The organism is Enterobacter cloacae complex sp. IR53041 (genome assembly GCF_049238285.1).
Taxonomy (GTDB): Bacteria; Pseudomonadota; Gammaproteobacteria; order Enterobacterales; family Enterobacteriaceae; genus Enterobacter; species Enterobacter roggenkampii.
Genome location: NZ_JBMKHB010000016.1, coordinates 78,619 through 100,339 on the forward strand (window position 1 = coordinate 78,619; position 21,721 = coordinate 100,339).

General features: G+C 57.7%; 15 protein-coding genes and 3 tRNA genes. 6 read left to right on the top strand and 12 right to left on the bottom strand.

What is annotated here, in order from left to right; translation table 11 throughout:
* Positions 1–169: 169 nt before the first annotated feature.
* Positions 170–1,375 carry a cysteine desulfurase CsdA gene (gene csdA / locus ACOTXF_RS13200; protein ID WP_047746407.1) on the top strand — a complete coding sequence of 402 codons (1,206 nt, stop codon included), beginning with the start codon at positions 170–172 and terminating at the stop codon, positions 1,373–1,375.
* The gene (csdE, locus tag ACOTXF_RS13205) at positions 1,375–1,821 is read left to right on the top strand and encodes a cysteine desulfurase sulfur acceptor subunit CsdE (protein WP_023344826.1); all 447 of its coding nucleotides are present in this window, start codon (positions 1,375–1,377) and stop codon (positions 1,819–1,821) included. Before csdA ends, csdE begins: the two co-directional genes overlap by 1 nt.
* Here the strand turns inward: csdE and tcdA are convergent.
* Both tcdA and mltA read right to left on the bottom strand, forming a co-directional pair.
* Positions 1,812–2,618: a tRNA cyclic N6-threonylcarbamoyladenosine(37) synthase TcdA gene (gene tcdA / locus ACOTXF_RS13210; RefSeq protein ID WP_045417767.1), complete on the bottom strand. Its 807-nt coding sequence runs from the start codon at positions 2,616–2,618 to the stop codon at positions 1,812–1,814. The two genes, csdE and tcdA, sit on opposite strands and share 10 nt — an antisense overlap.
* Positions 2,619–2,693: 75 nt before the next feature.
* The gene (gene mltA / locus ACOTXF_RS13215; RefSeq protein ID WP_021241890.1) at positions 2,694–3,791 is read right to left on the bottom strand and encodes a murein transglycosylase A; all 1,098 of its coding nucleotides are present in this window, start codon (positions 3,789–3,791) and stop codon (positions 2,694–2,696) included.
* A 208-nt stretch (positions 3,792–3,999) separates the two neighbouring features.
* Between mltA and ACOTXF_RS13220 the strand changes: the two genes are divergently transcribed.
* From ACOTXF_RS13220 to ACOTXF_RS13230, 3 genes are all read left to right on the top strand, one after another.
* Positions 4,000–4,076, top strand: a tRNA-Met gene (locus ACOTXF_RS13220).
* A gap of 44 nt (positions 4,077–4,120) precedes the next feature.
* A tRNA-Met gene (locus ACOTXF_RS13225) sits at positions 4,121–4,197 on the top strand.
* A 44-nt stretch (positions 4,198–4,241) separates the two neighbouring features.
* Positions 4,242–4,318 (top strand) — tRNA-Met (locus tag ACOTXF_RS13230).
* An 87-nt stretch (positions 4,319–4,405) separates the two neighbouring features.
* Here the strand turns inward: ACOTXF_RS13230 and amiC are convergent.
* On the bottom strand, positions 4,406–5,659 hold the full coding sequence (amiC, locus tag ACOTXF_RS13235) for an N-acetylmuramoyl-L-alanine amidase AmiC (RefSeq protein ID WP_021242006.1): 1,254 nt from the start codon (positions 5,657–5,659) through the stop codon (positions 4,406–4,408).
* 227 nt (positions 5,660–5,886) lie between these two features.
* On the opposite strand from amiC, the gene argA reads away from it, so the two are divergent.
* On the top strand, positions 5,887–7,218 hold the full coding sequence (gene argA / locus ACOTXF_RS13240; RefSeq protein WP_008499655.1) for an amino-acid N-acetyltransferase: 1,332 nt from the start codon (positions 5,887–5,889) through the stop codon (positions 7,216–7,218).
* Between the two features lie 34 nt (positions 7,219–7,252).
* Here argA and recD read toward each other — a convergent pair whose 3' ends face one another.
* The 9 genes from recD to thyA all read right to left on the bottom strand — a co-directional run bounded on the left by recD (position 7,253) and on the right by thyA (position 21,719).
* Entirely contained in the window at positions 7,253–9,073 is a 1,821-nt protein-coding gene (recD, locus tag ACOTXF_RS13245) for an exodeoxyribonuclease V subunit alpha (RefSeq protein WP_045415602.1), read from the bottom strand.
* On the bottom strand, positions 9,070–12,612 hold the full coding sequence (gene recB / locus ACOTXF_RS13250; RefSeq protein ID WP_232926939.1) for an exodeoxyribonuclease V subunit beta: 3,543 nt from the start codon (positions 12,610–12,612) through the stop codon (positions 9,070–9,072). Before recB ends, recD begins: the two co-directional genes overlap by 4 nt.
* Positions 12,609–15,491: a pitrilysin gene (gene ptrA, locus ACOTXF_RS13255; protein WP_232926937.1), complete on the bottom strand. Its 2,883-nt coding sequence runs from the start codon at positions 15,489–15,491 to the stop codon at positions 12,609–12,611. Before ptrA ends, recB begins: the two co-directional genes overlap by 4 nt.
* Before the next feature lie 139 nt (positions 15,492–15,630).
* Positions 15,631–19,005: an exodeoxyribonuclease V subunit gamma gene (gene recC / locus ACOTXF_RS13260; protein ID WP_048962878.1), complete on the bottom strand. Its 3,375-nt coding sequence runs from the start codon at positions 19,003–19,005 to the stop codon at positions 15,631–15,633.
* 12 nt (positions 19,006–19,017) lie between these two features.
* On the bottom strand, positions 19,018–19,341 hold the full coding sequence (locus ACOTXF_RS13265) for a prepilin-type N-terminal cleavage/methylation domain-containing protein (protein WP_045415609.1): 324 nt from the start codon (positions 19,339–19,341) through the stop codon (positions 19,018–19,020).
* Positions 19,326–19,727, bottom strand: coding sequence for a DUF2509 family protein (locus ACOTXF_RS13270; RefSeq protein WP_045415610.1), 402 nt, complete (start codon positions 19,725–19,727; stop codon positions 19,326–19,328). The genes ACOTXF_RS13265 and ACOTXF_RS13270 overlap by 16 nt, the downstream gene beginning before the upstream one ends.
* Positions 19,724–20,284, bottom strand: a complete 561-nt coding sequence (locus ACOTXF_RS13275) for a prepilin peptidase-dependent protein (RefSeq protein WP_045415612.1) — start codon at positions 20,282–20,284, stop codon at positions 19,724–19,726. The genes ACOTXF_RS13270 and ACOTXF_RS13275 overlap by 4 nt, the downstream gene beginning before the upstream one ends.
* Positions 20,275–20,739 (bottom strand): prepilin peptidase-dependent protein, encoded by a 465-nt coding sequence (locus ACOTXF_RS13280; RefSeq protein WP_232926954.1) that lies wholly within the window; start codon positions 20,737–20,739, stop codon positions 20,275–20,277. Before ACOTXF_RS13280 ends, ACOTXF_RS13275 begins: the two co-directional genes overlap by 10 nt.
* Before the next feature lie 185 nt (positions 20,740–20,924).
* Complete coding sequence (gene thyA, locus ACOTXF_RS13285) at positions 20,925–21,719, bottom strand: thymidylate synthase (RefSeq protein WP_008499663.1); 795 nt, start codon at positions 21,717–21,719, stop codon at positions 20,925–20,927.
* Between the last annotated feature and the right edge of the window lie 2 nt (positions 21,720–21,721).

The window sequence follows — 21,721 nt, forward strand, 5'->3', positions numbered from 1 at the left end:
TGCTATTCAAACCTCGATTTATAACAGGCTAAAACATCCGCCTAACACTATTTAGCATAACCTGCTTTTTTGGGGTCATGAGGATAAGCAGACAATTCTGATAGATATCAACCTCCTTGCCCTGCCGCGGAAATTGCGCGACGATCGTGATATTGAAATGAGGAATCCCATGAACGCTTTCAGTCCTGCGCAGTTCCGCGCACAGTTTCCGGCGCTGGCCGATGCCGGTATTTATCTGGACAGTGCCGCCACCGCCCTCAAGCCACAGGCGGTCATTGACGCCACGCAGCAGTTTTACAGCCTGAGCGCCGGGAACGTGCATCGCAGCCAGTTTGCCGAGGCGCAGCGATTAACCGCGCGCTACGAAGCCGCACGCGATCGCGTGGCGCACCTGATCAATGCCGAAAGCGGGAAAAATATCGTCTGGACGCGCGGCACCACCGAGGCCATCAATATGGTGGCCCAGTGCTACGCGCGCCCGCTGCTTCAGCCGGGCGATGAGATCGTCGTCAGCGAGGCGGAACATCACGCCAACCTGGTGCCGTGGCTGATGGTGGCCGAACAAACGGGTGCACGTGTGGTGAAGCTTCCGCTGGGCGCAGACCTTCTGCCCGATGTGGCCCGTCTCCCCGAGTTGATTACCCCCCGCAGCCGCATTCTGGCGCTTGGACAGATGTCTAACGTCACCGGTGGTTGCCCGGACCTGGCTCAGGCGATTCGCATCGCGCATGCCAACGGTATGGTGGTGATGGTTGACGGCGCCCAGGGCGTGGTGCATTTCCCCGCCGACGTGCAGGCGCTGGATATCGACTTCTATGCCTTCTCAGGACATAAGCTCTACGGGCCAACCGGTATTGGGGTGTTGTACGGCAAGCCGGAATTGCTGGCAAAAATGACCCCGTGGCTCGGGGGCGGCAAGATGATCGCTGAAGTGACTTTTGACGGTTTCAAAACGCAGGATGTGCCTTACCGCCTGGAAGCCGGTACGCCGAACATAGCCGGCGTGATTGGCCTAAGCGCGGCGCTGGAGTGGCTGGCAGAAACAGACGTTGTTCAGGCTGAAAGCTGGAGCCGGGGACTGGCGACGCTGGCAGAGGAAGAACTGAAGAAGCGCCCGGGTTTCCGCTCGTTCCGCGTTCAGGATTCAAGCCTGCTCGCCTTTGATTTTGTGGGCGTGCATCACAGCGACATGGTGACGCTGCTGGCCGGGTATGGCATCGCCCTGCGCGCCGGGCAGCACTGCGCGCAGCCGCTGCTGGCGGCGCTCGGCGTGAGCGGCACGCTGCGCGCCTCGTTCGCGCCCTATAACACACAAAGCGATGTTGACGCGCTGGTTTCCGCCGTTGACCGCGCGCTTGAAATACTGGTGGATTAATGACTCACGCTGCTTTAGCCGGACATCCGTTTGGCACCGTCATCACTGAAGAGACGTTAAAACAGACCTTTGCCCCGCTTTCACAGTGGGAAGATAAATATCGCCAGCTGATTCTTCTTGGTAAGCAATTACCGACCCTCTCTGACGATCTCAAGGCGCAGGCGAAAGAGATCGCTGGCTGTGAAAACCGCGTCTGGCTGGGCGTAAGCGTGTCCGGCGAGAAACTGCACTTCTTCGGCGACAGCGAAGGCCGCATCGTTCGGGGTCTGCTGGCCGTATTGTTGACCGCAGTGGAAGGGAAAAGCGCGGCGGAACTGCTGGCGCACTCGCCGCTGGCGTTATTTGATGAGCTGGGGCTGCGCGCGCAGCTCAGCGCCTCGCGCGGTCAGGGGTTGATCGCGCTCAACGACGCGGTACTGGACGCCGCACGTCAGGCTCAGGCCTGACGTTCCGCCTTCGCCATCATCTTCTTCAGGGCGTGAGACACCGCCACAAAGCCGAAGGAAGCGGTCACCATGGTGGCCGCGCCAAAGCCTGAGGCACAATCCATTCTTTTTGGCCCTTCCGCCGTGCTTTTCATCGCACACACGGAGCCATCCGCCTGCGGGTAGACCAGCGCTTCGGTCGAGAACACGCAGTCAACGCCCAGCTTGCCCTTGCTGTTCTTCACTACGTTAAAGTCGCTTTTAAGGCGTTCACGCAGCTTGGCGGCAAGAGGATCCTGAATGGTTTTCGCCAGATCGGCCACCCGGATCTGCGTCGGATCGATTTGCCCGCCCGCGCCGCCGGTCGTCACCAGTGGGACCTTGTAACGACGACAGTAGGCGATCAGCGCGGCTTTTGGACGCACGCTGTCGATGGCGTCAATCACATAGCTGTAGCCTTTGCTCATGTACTCCGCGACGTTATCTGCCGTCACAAAGTCGTCGATCACCGTCACGCGGCACTCCGGGTTGATCAAACGGATGCGCTCCGCCATGACCTCAGATTTTGCCAGGCCGACGCTATCACGCAGGGCGTGGATTTGACGGTTGGTGTTGGTGACGCACACGTCATCCATATCAATCAGCGTGATTGCGCCAATACCGGTTCTCGCCAGCGCTTCTGCGGCCCACGACCCCACACCACCAATGCCCACGACGCAGACGTGCGCATCCGCAAACAGCTGCAGGGCTTTTTCACCATAGAGACGTGCCGTGCCGCCAAAACGCTGGCGCCAGGCATCGCTGATTACCACAGACATAACACCTCAGATGTAAAAAGGGTGAGGTTCTCCTCACCCTGAACAGTAATCCGTATTGCGCTCAGAATACCACAATCAGCCGCTGAATACGTTTCCGGCACCCGGTGCGGCCTTCAGTACCCACACACGTCCGTAGTGGTTATACCAGCCTGCACGGTGGCCTGCATCCGGGCCAATGCCCTGATAGATATCGAAGTGCTGCCCTTTGATCGCGCCGCCAACGTCCAGCGCCACCATCAGACGCAGCTCATACTGGCCGTTGAACTTGCCGTTGTTGTCCAGTAGCGGGACCTCAGCCAGCAGCGTGGTGCCCGCAGGAATAATCGAACGATCCGATGCCACCGACGCACGGCCAATCAGCGGTACCGCGCTCGCCCCTTTCACCGGCGCGAAGTTTTGCGGTTTAAAGAAGACGAACGACGGGTTCTGCTCCAGCAGCTCACGCACCTCGGCTTCGCTGTGCTTTTCGCCCCACTCGCGGATCGCCTGCATCGACATGTCTTCTTTCTTCACTTCGCCGCGGTCGATCAGCACCTTGCCAATACTGCGATAGGCGTGGCCGTTTTTACCGGAATAGCTGAAGAAGTTAAGCGGCGAGCCGTCGCCAAAATCAATATAGCCGCTGCCCTGAACGTCCATGATGAAGTTGTCCATCAGGGAGTTGCTGTAAGCAAGAACGTAGTTTTCGCTTAGCGCACCGGCGTAGATCTCAGCGCGCGACGGCAGACGACCGCGTTTTGGCGGCATACGGTAGATAGGGTACTGGAATTCGCCCTGACGCGTGTGTCGCGCCTGGATAACCGGGGTGTAATAGCCGGTGAACTGAACGTTGCCGTAGTTATCGGCCCCTTCCATCTGCCAGGCGTCGATACCAAACTGGCGCATGTTGCGCGTATCGCCGCCCGCGCGCAGCCAGTCCTGCACCGCGCTATAAACGTTGTTCTGTGCGCTGTACAGACGCGGTGACGCGTTGCGGATCTGGTAGACCTGCTCGGAGAAATCACCGGCATTGATCGGTGCGCCGACCGCATCAGGCTGATTAACTAAAGAGAAAGGCTGGGATAACTTCCCGTCTTTATACTGTTGACCGCGATCGGTCGGTTTGGAAGAACAGGCCGCAAGAATCGCTACCATTGCGCCCGCCATCAGATACTTCGCCCAACGTCCTTTCATTCTGTCTCGTCTTTAAGTTGCCCATTTCCGCGTGATGAAGATAACAAACCGCCAGGGCTAATGAAATGCAATCGCATGCCCTTTGGCAAATTTTGCGCAAAAAATAGTCCAAACAGCGCCATGTCGTTCAATTTGCATACAAAATCATGATAAATGTGAAAAAGGGGTTGCATCACAAGTCTATCCGAGTATAGTGCGCATCCACGGACGCGGGGTGGAGCAGCCTGGTAGCTCGTCGGGCTCATAACCCGAAGGTCGTCGGTTCAAATCCGGCCCCCGCAACCAATTAAAATTTGATGAAGTATCTTCTACGACTGTAGAAAGACGGACGCGGGGTGGAGCAGCCTGGTAGCTCGTCGGGCTCATAACCCGAAGGTCGTCGGTTCAAATCCGGCCCCCGCAACCAATCAAATTTGAAGAAGTAAGTTTCTGCGAGAGTAGAAAGACGGACGCGGGGTGGAGCAGCCTGGTAGCTCGTCGGGCTCATAACCCGAAGGTCGTCGGTTCAAATCCGGCCCCCGCAACCAACACTTCTAAAACAATAAACACCCTTAAGGGTGTTTTTTTGTATCTGTCATTTGTGAATTTGCCGGGCGTAAACCCGGCCAAAAGATCTACCCGCGCCGCGCCAGCGTCGCCCCGTCAGAGAAATACGCACGAATCCCTGCCAGAATCGACTCCGCCACTTCCTGCTGGAATTTTGCCGTCTTGAGCTTACGCTCCTCTTCCACGTTACTGATAAACGCGGTTTCAACCAGGATGGACGGGATATCCGGCGCCTTGAGTACCGCAAACCCGGCCTGTTCAACGCTGTTCTTATGCAGCTTATTGATGTTGCCCAGCTTGCCCAGCACCGCTTTACCAAACTTCAGGCTGTCGTTAATGGTCAGCGACTGCACCATATCGAACATGGTGTGGTCGACGTAGCGATCGCCGCTTTTGCTCACGCCACCGATCAGATCCGAGGCGTTCTGGGTATCCGCCAGGTATCTTGCTGCGGTACTGGTCGCGCCTTTGGTTGAGAGCGCAAACACCGACGAGCCGCTTGGCTGACGGCTGGTAAACGCATCCGCATGGATCGAGACGAACAAATCTGCGCGCTGCTTCTGCGCTTTCGCCACCCTGACCTTCAGCGGAATAAAGACGTCTTCATTACGCGTCATATAGGCGCGCATGTTGCCTTCTTTATCAATCAGCGCCTTCAGACGACGGGCAATTTGCAGAACCACGTCTTTTTCACGCGTGCGGTATTTCCCCACCGCACCGGAGTCTTCGCCGCCGTGGCCTGGATCGAGCATGATCACAATCGGACGATCGCGCCCTGCTTTCCCCGGCTGCGGGCCGCTTTGCGCTGGCGGAACCTGACGCTGCAGATCGCCTTTGTTGTAATCTTCCAGCAGGGCAAGAAGCGGATCCTGAATATCCGTCGCATTGGCCGGATAGAGATCCATCACCAGGCGCTCTTTGAACGTCGCGACAGGCGCCAGGGCAAACAGCTGCGGCTTCACGTTCTGCTTCAGTTCAAACACCATGCGCACGGTTTGCGGATCGAACTGCCCGACGCGCGCCGATTTAATAAACGGATCGTCGCCGCGGATCTGCGCCGCCATCCCTTTCAGCACGGAGTTGAGGTTAACGCCTTCGAGATCCACCACCACACGTTCCGGGTTGCTGAGGGCAAATTGCTTATATTTCAGCACGCGATTGGATTCGACCGTCACGCGCGTATAGGTCGACGATGGCCAGACGCGCACCGCCACGACCTGACTGGTGGCGGCAAGACCGACCTGACTGACGCTAAGCAACCACATTGCCCCGGCCCCTTTTAACAAACGGCGGCGGCTTATTGCTGAATTGGATCCCGACATGCTTCTCCCGAGCAAGAACACTGACTGATATACAAAATGTCCAGATTGACCGAAAACTTTAACGAATGACGCATAAACTGTCATCTATAAAAGGGTAAACAATCATACGCTAACGCACGGATTACTTATCATTTTCTGTGGGTCGCGGAAAATTTGCGCTTGCACACGCGGCCACAATCGAATAAAAATACAGAAATTACGAATAAACATTCATTAAGGGTTGTGCCATGGTGAAGGAACGTAGAACCGAACTGGTCCAGGGATTCCGCCATTCTGTTCCCTATATCAACGCCCATCGGGGAAAAACGTTTGTCATCATGCTTGGCGGCGAAGCCATTGAGCATGAAAATTTTTCCAGCATCGTCAATGACATTGGCCTGCTGCACAGCCTGGGGATCCGCCTGGTGGTGGTCTATGGCGCGCGCCCGCAGATCGACGCTAACCTGGCCGCTCACCATCACGAGCCGATTTACCACAAGCATACCCGCGTCACGGATGCCAAAACCCTTGAGCTGGTGAAGCAGGCGGCAGGTCTGCTGCAGCTGGATATCACCGCTCGCCTGTCCATGAGCCTGAACAACACGCCGCTGCAGGGCGCGCATATCAACGTCGTGAGCGGCAACTTCATCATTGCCCAGCCGCTCGGCGTGGACGATGGCGTGGATTACTGCCACAGCGGCCGCATTCGTCGTATTGATGAAGAAGCCATTCACCGCCAGCTGGACAGCGGCGCCATCGTGCTGATGGGCCCGGTCGCCGTTTCCGTGACCGGCGAAAGCTTCAACCTCACTTCAGAAGAGATCGCCACGCAGCTGGCGATCAAGCTGAAGGCGGAAAAAATGATTGGGTTCTGCTCCTCCCAGGGCGTCGTGAATGATGAAGGAACGATCGTGCCGGAACTCTTCCCGAATGAAGCCCAGGCCCGCGTGGAAGCGCTGGAAGCCGAAGGCGATTACCACTCCGGCACGGTCCGCTTCCTGCGTGGCGCCGTGAAGGCCTGCCGCAGCGGCGTGCGTCGTAGCCACCTGATCAGCTATCAGGAAGACGGCGCTCTGCTGCAGGAGCTGTTCTCCCGCGACGGTATTGGTACGCAGATTGTCATGGAGAGCGCGGAGCAGATCCGCCGCGCCACCATTAACGACATCGGCGGTATTCTGGAGCTGATCCGCCCGCTGGAACAGCAGGGCATTCTGGTGCGTCGTTCACGCGAGCAGCTGGAGATGGAGATCGACAAATTCACCATTATTCAGCGCGATAACCTGACCATCGCCTGCGCCGCGCTTTATCCGTTCCCGGAAGAGAAGATCGGTGAAATGGCCTGCGTGGCGGTGCATCCTGATTACCGCAGCTCTTCACGCGGTGAAATGCTGCTTGAGCGCGTGGCGGCACAGGCGCGCCAGATGGGGCTGAGCAAGCTGTTCGTCCTGACGACGCGCAGCATTCACTGGTTCCAGGAGCGCGGTTTCACGCCGGTGGATATCGATTCCCTGCCGGAAACGAAGAAAGAGATGTACAACTATCAGCGCCGTTCAAAAGTGCTGATGGCGGACCTGGGATGATACGACGCCCTCACCGTGCGGCGAGGGCGTTCATTCAGAGGGACTCAAATATCGCGCCCAGCCCGCTCCGGCGTTCCGTTCGGGTGGCAATCGCCTGCACCAGCACGCGTTCATCGGTATACAGCGACAGGCGCTGACGCGCGCGCGTAATGGCGGTATAGATCAGCTCGCGGGTAATGACGGGGGAAAGCTGCGTGGGCAGCACCAGCGCCGCGTGGTTAAACTCGGAGCCCTGGGATTTATGCACCGTCATCGCCCAGGCGGTTTCATGCTCGGGCAAACGGCTGGGCTGGAAAGACTTCACGCTCCCGTCCGGCATCTGGAACCAGACGCGCAGCCCCTGGCCGCAGTCGAGCGCAATCCCGATATCCCCGTTAAACAACCCCAGCGCGCTGTCGTTGCGGGAAATCATCACCGGCCGCCCTTCATACCAGCGCGAGTGCGGGGTACGGTTAATTTTACGCTTTTGCACCAGCAGCTGTTCCAGCCTGTCGTTCAGGCCCCGGACACCAAAGGGACCTTCCCTCAGCGCACAAAGCAGCTGATATTCACCAAATGCGGCAATGACCTGCTCCGGCGAACGCTGCTGTTGTACGCCCGTCAGAAAGTGCTGATACCCCTGCAGGGCATCATCCAGCATCGCCTGATACTCTTCCCCGGTCTGCAGCGATTTTTTCTCAATATCCGTAAAGGTGCCGTCAAACACCGCAGTGGTTGTGCGCCGGTCGCCCCGGTTCACGGCCGCCGCAAGCTGGCCGATACCGGAATCGCTGCCGAAGCGGTAGCTTTTCTGCAGCAGACACAGGCTGTCGCGCAGCGCTCCTGCAAGCGAATGGTTTTCAGAGGTGAGCGAGCATCCGGTGAGACGGGCTAACTCCTGAGCGCGTTCTGCGGTATATCCCAGGCTGGCATAGGTGCAGATATCGCCCAGCACAGCCCCTGCCTCCACCGAGGCAAGCTGGTCGCGATCGCCCAGGAAAATAACGCGCGCGTGCGGCGGTAGGGCATCAATCAAACGCGACATCATCGTCAGGTCAATCATCGACGCTTCATCCACCACCAGCACATCCAGGTGCAGCGGGTTACCGGCGTGGTAGCGCAGACGCTGGCTACCTGGCTGTGCGCCAAGCAAACGGTGCAGCGTGCTGGCTTCATTAGGGAAAAGCGCAAGCTGATCCCCGGTTAGCGGCAGCTTTTGCAGCGCGCCGCCTAACGATTCCGTCAGACGCGCCGCGGCTTTACCGGTGGGGGCCGCCAGGCGAATACGGCACTTTTGCTCACCCGAGAGCTGAATCAGCGCGGCAAGCAGTTTTGCCACGGTGGTCGTTTTCCCGGTGCCCGGTCCGCCTGAAATCACCGAGATCCGACGCGTTAAGGCCACGGCTGCCGCCACTTTCTGCCAGTCTGTCGCCTCGTCAGAAGAAAACAGCGCATCCAGCGTTTGCCGAAGCTGCGTTTCATCGCAGGGAAGCGGGGCGTTGGTCTCGCTGAAGAAGCGCGCCACCGTCAGTTCGTTACGCCACAGCCGGTTAAGATACAAACGCTCGCCGACCAGAATCATTGGCGTCCCGGTATCGGCTCCGCTCACGGCAGGCGAACCGCGTAGTATCGCCTGCCAGTCCAGTGCGTCACCCAGCAGCGCGAAACACGCCTGTAAAGCCGGAGGCATTTTCTCATCCACCGCCAGACGCGACAGCGGCAGACATACGTGCCCTTCCCCCGCGTCTTTGCTCAGAATCGCGGCGGCAAGCATGACGGCTGGCTCCTCGCCTGCCACCATCATGGCAAACTGCACGTCCAGGTGGCGCAGTAATCGTTGTTCAACCGCGTCCAGCAGTAGCGCCTGCATCGTCATGCCATCTCCTCCGTGCCTGCGGCAAACAGGTTATCCATTTTTTCAATCAGTTCCACAGCCGGACGCGTGCTAAAGACGCCGGAACGCGGGTCGTTGGCATCCACGCCGCGCAGGAACAGGTAAATCACGCCACCAAAATGCGCGTCGTAACGGTAATCGGCAATACGATGGCGCAGGTAACGGTGCAGCGCCAGGGTATAAAGCTGGTACTGCAGATCGTAGCGATGCAGTTGCATAGCCGACGCCATCGCCTGTTGGGTATAGGCTGTGCTGTCTTCGCCCAGCCAGTTCGATTTGTAATCCAGCAGGTAGTAGCGCCCGTCGTGGCGGAAAACCAGGTCGATAAAACCTTTTAGCATTCCCTGCACCTGGCGGAAGTTCAGCGGCGGGCATCCGGCGGACAGCGGATCGTACTCGCGGATCAACGCATCAAGCGCCTCGGCCCTGAGCGGGCTGGCGATGGGGAGGTAAAACTCCATCTCCACCTGCTTATCTTTGGTGGTCAACTGGCTAAGCGAGATCCCCTGTGCGGTGAGCGGGGCGTGCAGAACCGCGCGGATCCATTCAGTAAGAGCCGGCTGCCATTGCGCGTCGTAACCACCGCTCTGTAGCATCTTCAGCACCCACTCTTCGGAAACCGGCTGGGTAAAATCCAGCTCTTCAAACAGGCTGTGTAAAAACGTGCCCGGCGAGGCGCCGCGCGGGAACTGGTGCGGCGTCAGCACCGGCTCAGCGGGTACGCTACCGGCGCCTGCGGCATCCACGTCCAGTTTTGGCATCAGATCCTGCGCAATACTCTGCCCGTGCTGCTGTAAGCCAGAGTAGCTGGTAACGCGCCAGTCGTCGGCAATCGTACGTACCACCTGACGGGCATGGAGATCTGACTCGTGCGGCTCCGGCATGTGCCAGCGGCTGTTGTCGGGCAGCGATGGAATATGCAGGGCAACATGCTCAGTACAAAGCGATTCGATGCACTGGCGCAGGCCCGCCGCGTCTTTGGGTTCACCCTGCTGAATAAGCCGCCCCAGCGCGCTCAGATGAAAATCGCTCTCTCCGCTCTTTTCGCCACGGCGACGGAACAGCGGCGCAACGCCCAGGCTGCAGTGCCATACCGAGCGGGTCAGCGCCACGTAGAGCAGGCGCAAATCTTCCGCCAGACGTTCGGCCTCTGCCAGCTCAACGCTGGACTCCGCGTTGCTGAGATCGAGCACCGCCTCAAAAGACTCGCGATCGTGGTAAAAAGCCTGATCCTGCACGCGGTAATTGGCGATAAACGGCAGCCAGACCAGCGGATATTCCAGGCCTTTCGACTTGTGGATGGTGACGATCTGCACCAGATGTTTATCACTCTCGAGGCGCATCTGCTGGCTGGAGGAATTGCTGTTCGGATCGGCAATCTGCTGCGCCAGCCAGCGCACCAGGGCGTGCTCGCTCTCCAGCTGCGTACCCGCTTCCTGCAAGAGTTCGCTGATGTGCAAAATATCGGTTAGCCGCCGCTCCCCGCCTGCGGTAGCCAACATATTCTCGGCAATGTGCCGCTGAGCCATGAGCTCGCGCACCATCGCCATCACGCCGCGCTTCTGCCATCTTTCCCGGTAGTGGACAAACTCTTCCACCACCGCATCCCACGCGGCTTCGTCATTGTTGAGCGCATCAATATCGCGCGCGTTCAGTCCGAGCATCGCGCTGGCTAATGCGCTGCGCAATGTACTTTCCCGCTCCGGGGCCAGCACGGCCTGCAGCAGCCATAACATCTCCTGCGCCTCCAGCGTTTCAAAGACGCTGTCGCGGTTCGAGAGGTAGACGGAGGGGATATTCAGTAACGTCAGGGCGTCGCGGATGAATGCGGCCTCCTGACGGCTGCGCACCAGCACCGTAATATCCGATGCCTTTACCGGGGTGGGGTTATCCCCCTTCCACAGCAGCGCCTCGCCTCGCGCTCCCGCACTGAGCCAGTCACGGATTTGCGCGGCACAGTGCTGGGCCATGGCATTTTGATAGTCGGCAACGCCGAAGCCTTCCCCATCCAGCAGCCAGAAGTTAATGGCAGGCTGCGTCACGCCGTTAAACTCGAAGCGCAACGAGGCATTTTTCGGGGCAAATTTTACCGGCTGAAACGGGATCTCCCGGAACATAAACGCCGTATCCATGCGGCTAAACAGCGCGTTGACGCTTTCCACCATGCCGGGGGAGGAGCGCCAGTTGGTATCGAGCGTGTAGTGCGCGGCAACCTCGCTGCGGGCCTTCATATAGGTGAAAATATCCGCACCGCGGAAGGCGTAAATGGCCTGTTTCGGATCGCCGATTAACAGCAGCGCGGTGTCGGGCTGCTGGCGCCAGATACGGCGGAAAATGCGGTACTGCTGAGGGTCGGTGTCCTGGAATTCGTCTATCATCGCCACCGGGAAGCGGGTGCGAATCGCGGCGGCAAGCGCTTCGCCATTTTCACTGCACAGCGCCGCATCCAGGCGGCTCAGCATATCGTCGAACCCCAGCTCGCCACGGCGGCGCTTTTCGCGTGCCACGGCCTCACGAATTTCGGTCATGGCGCGAGCGATCATCAGATCGTTGAGCGTAAGGGGCTCCGCCAGCAGGGTTTCAATCGCCACAAACAGGGGATGCTCAGGTACAATGCCGTCGGCTTTTGTCCGCTCAGCCAGGAAACGTTGGGAGAATTTCTCCAGCGCGTCCGGGAGCTGGTAGCCCCGCGTCTCTTCCTGCGCCCAGGCGCTGACCTTGTCGATCCATTTTCCCTGATTGCCACGGTTGAACTTGCGACGATCGATGCCGGAATTTTCGATGATGGCGTCAATCTCGCCGACTGACTCCATCCACTTTTGCTTGATGTCCGCAATTTTCGCGATGATTTTTTCATGCCGCGTGGCCAGGGTTTCATCTGCCGGCGGCGGGGATTTGATGACCGGCGCTTCCCCCTGCAGATAACGATCGATCGCGCGCAGCAGCGCCTCCGGGCCTTTCCAGAGCGCGTGTACCGCTTCGGCAATATCGCGCTGTAAGGGGTAGCAGTGGCGACGCCAGAAATCCGCGCAGGCCTGATAGCGAAGCACGGATTCATCTTCAATAAGCTGCTGTTCGAACAGCATACCGGACTCGAACGCGTTCAGGCTCAGCATGCGCTGGCAAAAACCGTGAATGGTAAAGACGGACGCTTCGTCCATCTGCCGTTCAGCGAGCAGCAGCCACTGGGCTGCCTGCTTCTTATCGGCAATCTCTTCCAGAAGGCTGGCGTAGAGGGGGTTATCCGTGCTCTGACGTAGACAGGCGATGCGCAGCTCGTGGATATTGGTACGAATACGGCCCCGCAGCTCCGCGGTAGCGGCCTCGGTGAAGGTGACCACCAGCAGCTCTTCCACGCTCAAAGGGCGTGGAAAAGCGGCGTTGCCGCCAAGCCCTAACAGCAGGCGCAGATAGAGGGCGGCAATGGTGAAGGTTTTTCCCGTTCCCGCTGAGGCTTCAATCAATCGTTCACCCTGCAGAGGTAAACGTAAGGGATCAAGGGACTCAGCGGTATCGGTCATTCTTTCTTACTCCAGGGCATAGATTGCTGCAGCGCGCTGACGCTCTTCCAGACTTTCCAGCCTTTCGGGTTCACGTATTCCGTTTTCCCGTTCTGGCTACCGGAAACCTGGGACAGGATGGTGATTCCCTGCGGCTTAATGACCGCCTGATGGAAGAAGTCGGCAACCTTCTGCGGCGTCAGCTGTTTTATCTCGGCCACTACTTTATCACGCGAATCAAATTTCAGATTACCGCGATCGAAATCTTTGCTCAGCTGCGAGGCTTCTTCACCCAGCGTCTGCGGCGGCTGCATCACCTGCGCGATGACGGCCTGCTGGATCTGGGCAAACTCTTCCGGCTTCATGGCACGCAGTTTTGCTTCCACCTGCGGGAAGAAGGCCTGGTAACGCTGCCAGAGATACGCCGGTTGTTTATCGCTGCTTTGCAGCAGGAAGCCCAGCCCCCACTGACGACCGACGTTCATGGAGAAGGCAAACACCGCGTAGCCAAGCTGCTCCTCTGTGCGTAACTGGTTATAGAACCACGGCTGAATAATCTGTCCCAGCACGGCGCTCTGCGCTGAACTGGCAAATTCATCGTAGCCCGTTGGCACAAAGACCGCGGCCAGCGCGGAATCCGTGCTGTTACCCGCTTTTTCAAAGATCACATTCTGCTTTTTCTCAACCAGCACGTCCTGGTTGCGGCACCACTCGTCGCCTTTAGAGCCGAGCTGAGTGCGAACATTCTGCGCCAGGGTTTTGGCCTGATCCTCACTCATGTTGCCAACGATCAGGAACTCCGGACGCGTGTTGGTTTTCAGCGCATCGCGGTACGCCAGCACGTCTTTTAAGGAGATGGAAGGCAGCAGCGCGCGGCGATCCTCACGCTGGAAATAAGGAACCTGCGACAGCATTTGCGCCGGCATAAGCGCCAGATCGTAAGCCTTGCCCTTCTCGGCAGAATCCATCATCTGGGCATACCAGGATTTAGCCTGCTCAAGCTGCTCTTCCGTCGGCGTGTAGCTGAAGTAGCCCTCCAGCAGGGCCTGGAACAGCTGAGGCAAGCGCTGGGTATAGCCGTTTGCATTAAGCATCAAACCGTTATTGGCGTTGGTGGAGAAGCTGATCCCGCCCACGGCGGCTTGGTTGCTGAGCTGATCGAGCGCGATACCGGCGAGATAGTCATTGAGCGCGAACATCACCTGATTTTTGGCGCTGTTCATGGCTTTCGGGTTACGCAGCACCACGCTAACATCGGCCTTTGGCTCGCTGGCAAAATACCGGCTTGGGGTGTACACGACGCGCAGCGTTGGCTCATCAATGATGAGTTCCGGATGCGGGTAATCTTTCGTCGTTTTGATCAGCGAGAAGTCATCCGGAATATAGGGGTTCAGCTCCGGCAGCTTCAACGCAATCTCACCGGCCTTCTTCTGCCAGTCGGCGAAGGTCTGGGCGCTGATTTTATCCACCTGATAAGGGGCATCGACAAAGTACGCCGTCTTGTTATGCGGTTCGTTCGGGCTGATGTACCAGATGCGGGCATTCTCCGGCGTCATCATCGCCAGGCGGTCTTTTACCGCCCCGGCATCATACCGGTCGGCAATATTCACCGCGTCGAGGGTATGTTCCACCGGCACGCGGATCATGGTGTCCGCCAGCCACTCCACATAATCCATGTCGCGGGTGATGGACGGGTAGCGGAAATCGAGATCCAGCACGTGCGCGAGTTCATCAAAATAGCGCTTATTGACGCCTTTCTCACGCAGTAAGGAGAGGTAGCTAAAGATAGCCGCTACGACTTCATCACGGTTGGCCTGTCCTTTGTCAGTCAGGGTCGCGGAGATCGCCAGCACGCCGCTATTGCCGTTCACAACCGGATCGGAGTCGGCGCGAATGCCTTCCGCCAGCCCCTGCTTTTGCAGCCAGTCAGACAGCGTACCCGGGCTACGGTTACCAATCAGATAGGTGACCAGCTCATCGGTTTTACTGCGGAACTGTGCCGTGTTGTTATCAATGCGGAATTCCACGCGCAGCACTTTGCGCGGCATGGCAGGAACGTAGTGGATCACGATGCCTTTTTGCGCGTCCGTGACCACCGGAACGGTTATTTGCGGCAGGTCGATATTTTTATTCGGCACCCGGCCAAAGGTTTTGGCCGCCATGGCTGCCAGCTCCGGCAACGGTTTATTGCTGTAGATGACCGTTTTCATCAGGTTGGCGGAGTAGTATTTATCGCGAAACGCGTGCAGGGCATCCAGCACCGGGCTGTTCGGTTTGTCGCTCAAGGTTTCCAGGTTACCACCGGAGAAGCGCGAACCCGGGTGCGCAGGGTTGATGGTTTCGGCGCTGACCTGCGCCATGCGCATACCGTCTCGCGTGCGGGCCATGGTCAGCTCGGCATTCACCGCATTGCGTTCACGATCGGCGTATTTTTTATCCAGCAACGGCGCGGCGATGGAATCGGCAAGGCGATCGACAGCCCCTTCCAGCGCATCATTTTCGACTTCGAGATAAAAGGCCGTGCGGTACGGTGCCGTACTGGCATTGTGGCTGCCGCCATGCATCTTCAGAAATTCGGACAGGCTATCTGGCTGCGGGTATTTTTTTGACCCCATCAGCGTCATATGTTCCAGATAGTGTGCAAGCCCAGGATGAGCGTCAGGATCTTCCAGCGACCCAACCGGCACCACTAATGCCGACAGGGATTTCACCGCCTGCGGGTCGGAAACCAGCAGCACGGTCATCCCGTTATCAAGGCGAATAGCCTGATATTGACGGGTATCTTTTTCGCTCTTACGGATAGTTTCCTGAACGGGTTGCCAACCGGAGTCTGCGTGAGTGACGGGCGCCCAAAGGGCAATAAACAAAACAAACGCTTTAAACAAGGTGCTGCCTGGCATTACGACCTCTTTATCACGGCTACATCATTAACAAACTGCGTGCTGGACACGCCAACATCTCTTTCTTTGGGTACATCAGTCCGTGATAAGAAGTGCATCATAAATGAACACCTTTATCTGCGCAATTTTTATACAGCGCTCAGGACTGATTAAATCTAAACAACGGCAACAGGTAGCGCTGCGCCTCTTCCGTGATCGCCTCAAAGTATTCTGGCTCGAGCGCTCGCCACAAACGCTGATACCAGACATCCTCACCTTCACCCCGCACCATCATGTTTCCTTCATAGGCCTGCATAAACTTACTGCGCGCTTTCTGGAGCGAAGCCTCATCCGTTAACATCGCATCATTCTGCGCGTCATAACAGGCTTTTATCCAGGCGCCGCCACTTTCCGGTAGTAACAGGAGCGGTTTGTTCATTCCCTGACGGTAGCCTTCAATGTACAAAGAGAGATACCCTAACGCCTGCTCGGCTTCCATCGGCGGGAAGCGCCATTCGCCCTCTTTGCGCACGAAAATTCGGCTTTCGCCTTTATGCCCACCCGCACTGTAGACAAGATGTTCCAGCCAGAGTTGCAATCCTTGCGAAACGCTTAGCATTGAGGGCCGCCAGCGCAGCAGCCCATCCGGCTGTACCTGGGTTAACCAGCCCGTGAGCTGTATCCCGTTGCAGTTGAGATCAATTTCAATACTTTTCCCCGGCTGTCGGCACGCTCTTACGCGCTCTGCCAGAGCGGTCATCTCCTGGCACTGCGCCTCCCAGACGATCTCCCCGAACGCTCCGTAGGGCAGCTGACCCGCAGCACGGTAGCGACGGTAAAGTTTGTCCGCATCTTCCTCTTCAACCAGCGCATTCAGCAGCTGCAGGTTTAACTGGTAGCGCTCCAGACCTTCCAGCGTAAACGGTTCTGCATCAGGAATTTCACTCTCTTCAGAGCGGAAGTTGACCTGCAGTCGCTGCTGGAAGAAGGCGCGCACCGGATGTGCCCAAAACCGCTGAAGCTGCTCGAAGGTCAGGGTGTCGATGGGGCGCGGGTCAAGTTCCTGAATGAAATCAGTATGCGCATTCCCCTCTTTTTTCGCCGCCGGTAACCACTCATGGGCATAGCTCTGGCGCTCGCCGGCAATATAGTTCACCGGGTCAAACGGCATGCGGCTGTGGGAACAGGTGATATGGGCTTTCACCCTCTGCTCGCTTTCATCACAGTTGCGCTCTTCATCTCCCGGCAGGTAGTGGCTCTGGCCGATATAGTCCACCAGCTCCTGCACCAGTACGGAGGGGAAACGCTCGCTGTTGTCCTGAATAGAACGGCCGATATAGCTGATATAGAGCTTGCTCTGAGCAGAAATGAGCGCTTCAAGGAAGAGGTAGCGGTCATCATCGCGGCGGCTACGATCGCCCCGTTTTGGGTTTGCGCTCATCAAGTCGAACCCCAGCGGCGGCAGCGCGCGCGGATACACACCGTCGTTCATGCCAAGCAGGCAGACCACCCTGAACGGGATAGAACGCATGGGCATCAGGGTGCAGATATTGACAGGCCCCGCCAGGAAACGCTGGCTGATTCGCTCCTGGTCAAGCCGCTGCGTCAGCTCATCACGCAACAGCGACAGCGGGATGGCCTCGTGGTAGTGGGAATTCACGCCTTCGTCGATGATGGCCTGCCACTGGGTTTCAATGAGCGCCATCGCCGCTTCGGTGTCATTGTCCGGCAGGAAGAAATCATTGAGTAACGCCCTGCAGACCGGGAGCCATTCTTCAAGTGGACGCGGCTGCAACAGCGCATATCGCCAGCGGTTAAGTTGCATTAATAGCGATGCTAAATGCCCCACCAGTTCAGCAATTAACCCGCTGGACTCATCATAAGGCAGCACCTCATTCCACTCGCCCTGGCTGCTTTCCATGGCGTAGCCCAACAGCATACGCGTCAGGCCAAATCGCCAGGTGTGCTGTCCGGTTGCGGGAAGCTCGAACTCCTGAACGTTATCGTCATCGATCCCCCAGCGCACGCCAGACTCATTCACCCACTGACGAAGGCAGCGCAGACCCTCTTCATTGATGTTGAAGCGTGCGGCCAGCACGGGAACATCCAGCAACGCCAGGACATCTTCGGAGATAAACCGGCTATCCGGCAGTGAAAGCAGAGTGATAAACGCCTGCAATACCGGATGCGACTGGCGGGCACGACGGTCAGATATCGCGTAAGGCAGGTACCGTTCCCCCGTCGCGCTGCCAAAGACGGCCTGAATAAAGGGACTGTAGGTGTCGATATCCGCCACCATCACCACGATATCGCGTGGCGTCAGATCGGGATCCTCCTGCAGCATCGCCAGCAGCTGGTCGTGAAGCACTTCGACCTCACGCTGCGGGCTGTGACAAACGTGGATCGTGACGCTGCGATCGTCAGGATCCAGTTTTCGCTTATTGTCGCTGCGTTCGAACTCGTTCGCCGTCACGCCCATGACGGCGCGGTTTTCCAGATCCAGAATATCTAACTGAATATTATGCAGCAGGCAGTCCGGGGCGATCTCAACAAAGGCATCCACATCACCTTCACCTGAGGAAGTGATGTCTGAAAGCATGTGAATGTAGTCACGCCCCAGCTTCCCCCACGAGGCAAGCAGCGGATTGGGCAGGTTCTGGATACCGTCTTCATCGAAAAGCTGCCCGGCCGTCGAGCCGTCTTTAAACAGCGGGATGGATCGTTCTTCAAAAAGGCGCTTTCTTTGGCGAGTTACCAGCCGTGCAAGCCAGCGTTCGTCGAGAATATCCCCCCAATACTGTCGGCAGGGGTTGGTAAACAAAATATGAATATCGATATGTTTACCCAGCGCATTCAGCGCCTTCAGATAGACAGGGGGTAATGCGGATATCCCGCAGATAAAAACGCGTGACGGCAGTCGGGCCGGGCGTTCCGACGCATTTTCAAGTATCGAGATAAACCGATCGTAGAGATTGGCACGGTGCCACTTAGGCTGGCCCAGTCTCTCGGTATGCTCCACCAGCGCTTTCCACAGCGGGGCCTGCCATATTTGCGCCTCCGGCAGGCCTTCAACCAACTCGCCCGCTTCCCAACGAATTAACCAGTCAGCGCGGTAAACAAGGTATTGGTCGTAGAGATCGGCAGTGCGCGACGCCAGCTGGAACAGCTTGCGCTTGTCGGTATCGTCATTGAGGTAGTGGCGCAGCATGGCAAATTCATCGTGCTGCAGCATTTCCGGCAGCAGCGCCATCAGCTTCCAGCTCATGGCTTGCTTGTTGAAGGCGCTCTGCTCCGGGATATCCGGCAACACGCGGACAAACATCTCCCAGATAAAGCTCGCAGGCAGCGGAAAATCAATATTCGCGGCAATTCCAAATTTGCGGGAAAGCGACATTTGCAGCCACTGCGCCATACCGGTGCTCTGCACCAGCACCATTTCAGGCTCAAAAGGATCGTCAAGCCGCTCGCGCTCAACGATAAACTCCATCAGTGCTTCCAGCACATCCAGACGATTTGAGTGGTAGACCCTTAACATAGACGCTCCCGACTACTGGCTAACCGGGCAATGCAGACGCGTTAACTCACCGCGCCGACCCAGAGGAGAAATAAGTGTAACCGTGATGCTGACACATCCTGCGAGCGTTGTCTGCCCCCGACTGGCCTGCCAGCCTGCCGGGAGAACATTTGTTGAGAGCTGAGACTGGTTCCAGGCATGGTGCCAGAGCTGGCGATACTGATTAAACACGGTAAACCGCGCCGCCAGCGCCCGGTGGTACCCGGACAGTGCCGTCACGACCACCACCAGCAGCACCATCGCCAGCAGGACCTCAACCATGCTAAACCCTTTTTCTCTGCTCACGGCAGCTGACATAACGCGCGCTCCTTAAGGGGACAAAAATCGCTCCAGCCATGAGGCGAAAAGCGAATTTTCCCGCCGACGATCTCTCCCGTGCGCCAGAGCAGCAGGTCGCTGTCACCGGCTATCAGCAGTACCCGCGCCTCGCTCAGCTGCCGCAAACACACCCGCCATGCCGATGTCGTTTTGCACTGGACTGGTGGCGCTGACGCCCAGCGCTGAACGCGCCCCCACTCAAGCGCGGACTGCACCGTCGCCTGCTGCTGAAGCGAGCGGCTCTCACCGCCGACGAGTGCACTGAACGTTGTGAGCTGCTGATTGAGGCCCGTCAGGATAAAAGTACCAAGCACCAGTAAAAGCAGAACCAGCGCCAGCGAAGATATGCCGCGTTGACGATTCACAGGTTGTACCCCGTGACCGTATACAACGCCTGCCAGGGTTCCCCTTTTTCGTCTTTACGCCTCGCGGCCAGTTCGATATTCAGCTCTGGCGCAAAACCGGCATGTTCGACTTTCCTCACGACAAAATGCGCGATCGCAAGCCTGTCCGGGTCCGTGAGCTTTTCCCACCCTTTTCCTTCACACGACGTCGCGCCACGCAGGGTTTCCAGCGCCCCCGATTCCAGACGAAAACCGGTGCTGTCATTTTCTGACGCGCTGCTATCCCAGTAGCCGTTACTGTTGGCATCCCACCGCGCAATGATGCAGCGCCCCTGCCTGCCGATCGTCAGCGCCTGTCCCTGGCAATTTCCCGCGCAGTACCCTGCACGCTGAAGCTGTTTGCCGAGGGCGAACAGGCGTTGCCAGACCTCTTCTTCCAGCTCTCGCTGGGCAGATTGCAGTAATACCACCCGCTGCAATCCGGGTAAAAAGTGCGATGCGTTTATCAATAACAGGCTGCTGATGGCCGTAGCAATCAGCACTTCGGTAAGCGAAAAGCCGCCCTGTCTCATCGACATTGTCCTCCCTCGGAGACCTTACACATCCTGATGCGCCCTCCGTCTGAAACGATAATCAGCCAGTCTCCGGCACGACTTTGAACGCGTATCCGCCCTGCCCATGCCGTATCCCGTAATCCATAGAACCCCAGCGACGGCGTGACCTCGCCGATCGCGACCTCAGGCCAGAGGGGGAGCAGCACAAAGGGACTGTCCTTCTCACAGCCCTGCACGGCAGAGCTCACCAGACAGTCCCTGTCGCCAACCCGCTGACGGGTAATTTCATGGTCGCGGTTGTGGCGGTTGGCATGGTTGCGCAGAAACAGCAGGTAATCTCGCACCTGACTGGCGGTTTGCCACAGCCGCTGATGCCGTTGCCAGCTGTCCCAGCCGTACAGACCTGAAGCGCTGAGGATAACGACAAGCGAAACAGCGACCAGCGTTTCGATAAGCGTAAAACCGTTCTCTTTTTTCATACCGGGAGTGTGGCGAAGCGCCGTGAACATGACGAGCATCGGATTATCGTTTTACGAGGCGTCATCCGCAGAATTGGGAGGGTTGCAGCGCGTTGCACGCCTTCTGGATAGCGCTTCGGGAAACGGGAGAAAGGCGAAAAAAAAACCGGCGCTAAACAGCACCGGTTGTGTCAGGCTTTACCGCATCAGATAGCGACAGGCGCTTTGATGCCCGGATGGGGGTCGTAGCCCTCAATCTCGAAATCTTCAAAGCGGTAGTCGAAGATTGATGCCGGTTTGCGTTTGATAATCAGCTTCGGCAGCGCACGCGGTTCGCGGGTAAGCTGGAGATGCGTCTGTTCCATATGGTTGCTGTAGAGATGGGTATCCCCACCGGTCCAGACGAAATCACCCACTTCCAGGTCGCACTGCTGCGCCATCATGTGAACTAACAGCGCATAGCTGGCAATGTTAAACGGCAGGCCGAGGAACACGTCACAGGAGCGCTGGTAGAGCTGGCAGGAGAGCTTGCCGTCAGCGACATAGAACTGGAAGAACGCGTGGCACGGCGCCAGCGCCATTTTATCCAGTTCGCCGACGTTCCAGGCGGAAACGATGATGCGGCGCGAGTCCGGATCGTTTTTCAGCTGGTTCATCACGGTGGTGATCTGATCAATATGGCGGCCATCAGGCGTTGGCCATGCGCGCCACTGCTTGCCGTAAACGGGGCCCAGGTTGCCGTTTTCGTCTGCCCATTCGTCCCAGATGGAAACGTTATTTTCGTGCAGATACGCAACGTTAGTATCGCCTTGCAGGAACCAGAGCAGTTCATGAATGATCGAGCGCAGGTGGCAGCGCTTTGTCGTCACCAGCGGGAAGCCTTCTTGCAGGTTGAAGCGCATCTGGTGGCCAAAAATGGAGAGCGTACCGGTACCGGTGCGGTCATTTTTCGGCGTGCCCTCATCGAGCACTTTTTTCATCAATTCAAGATACTGTTTCATGG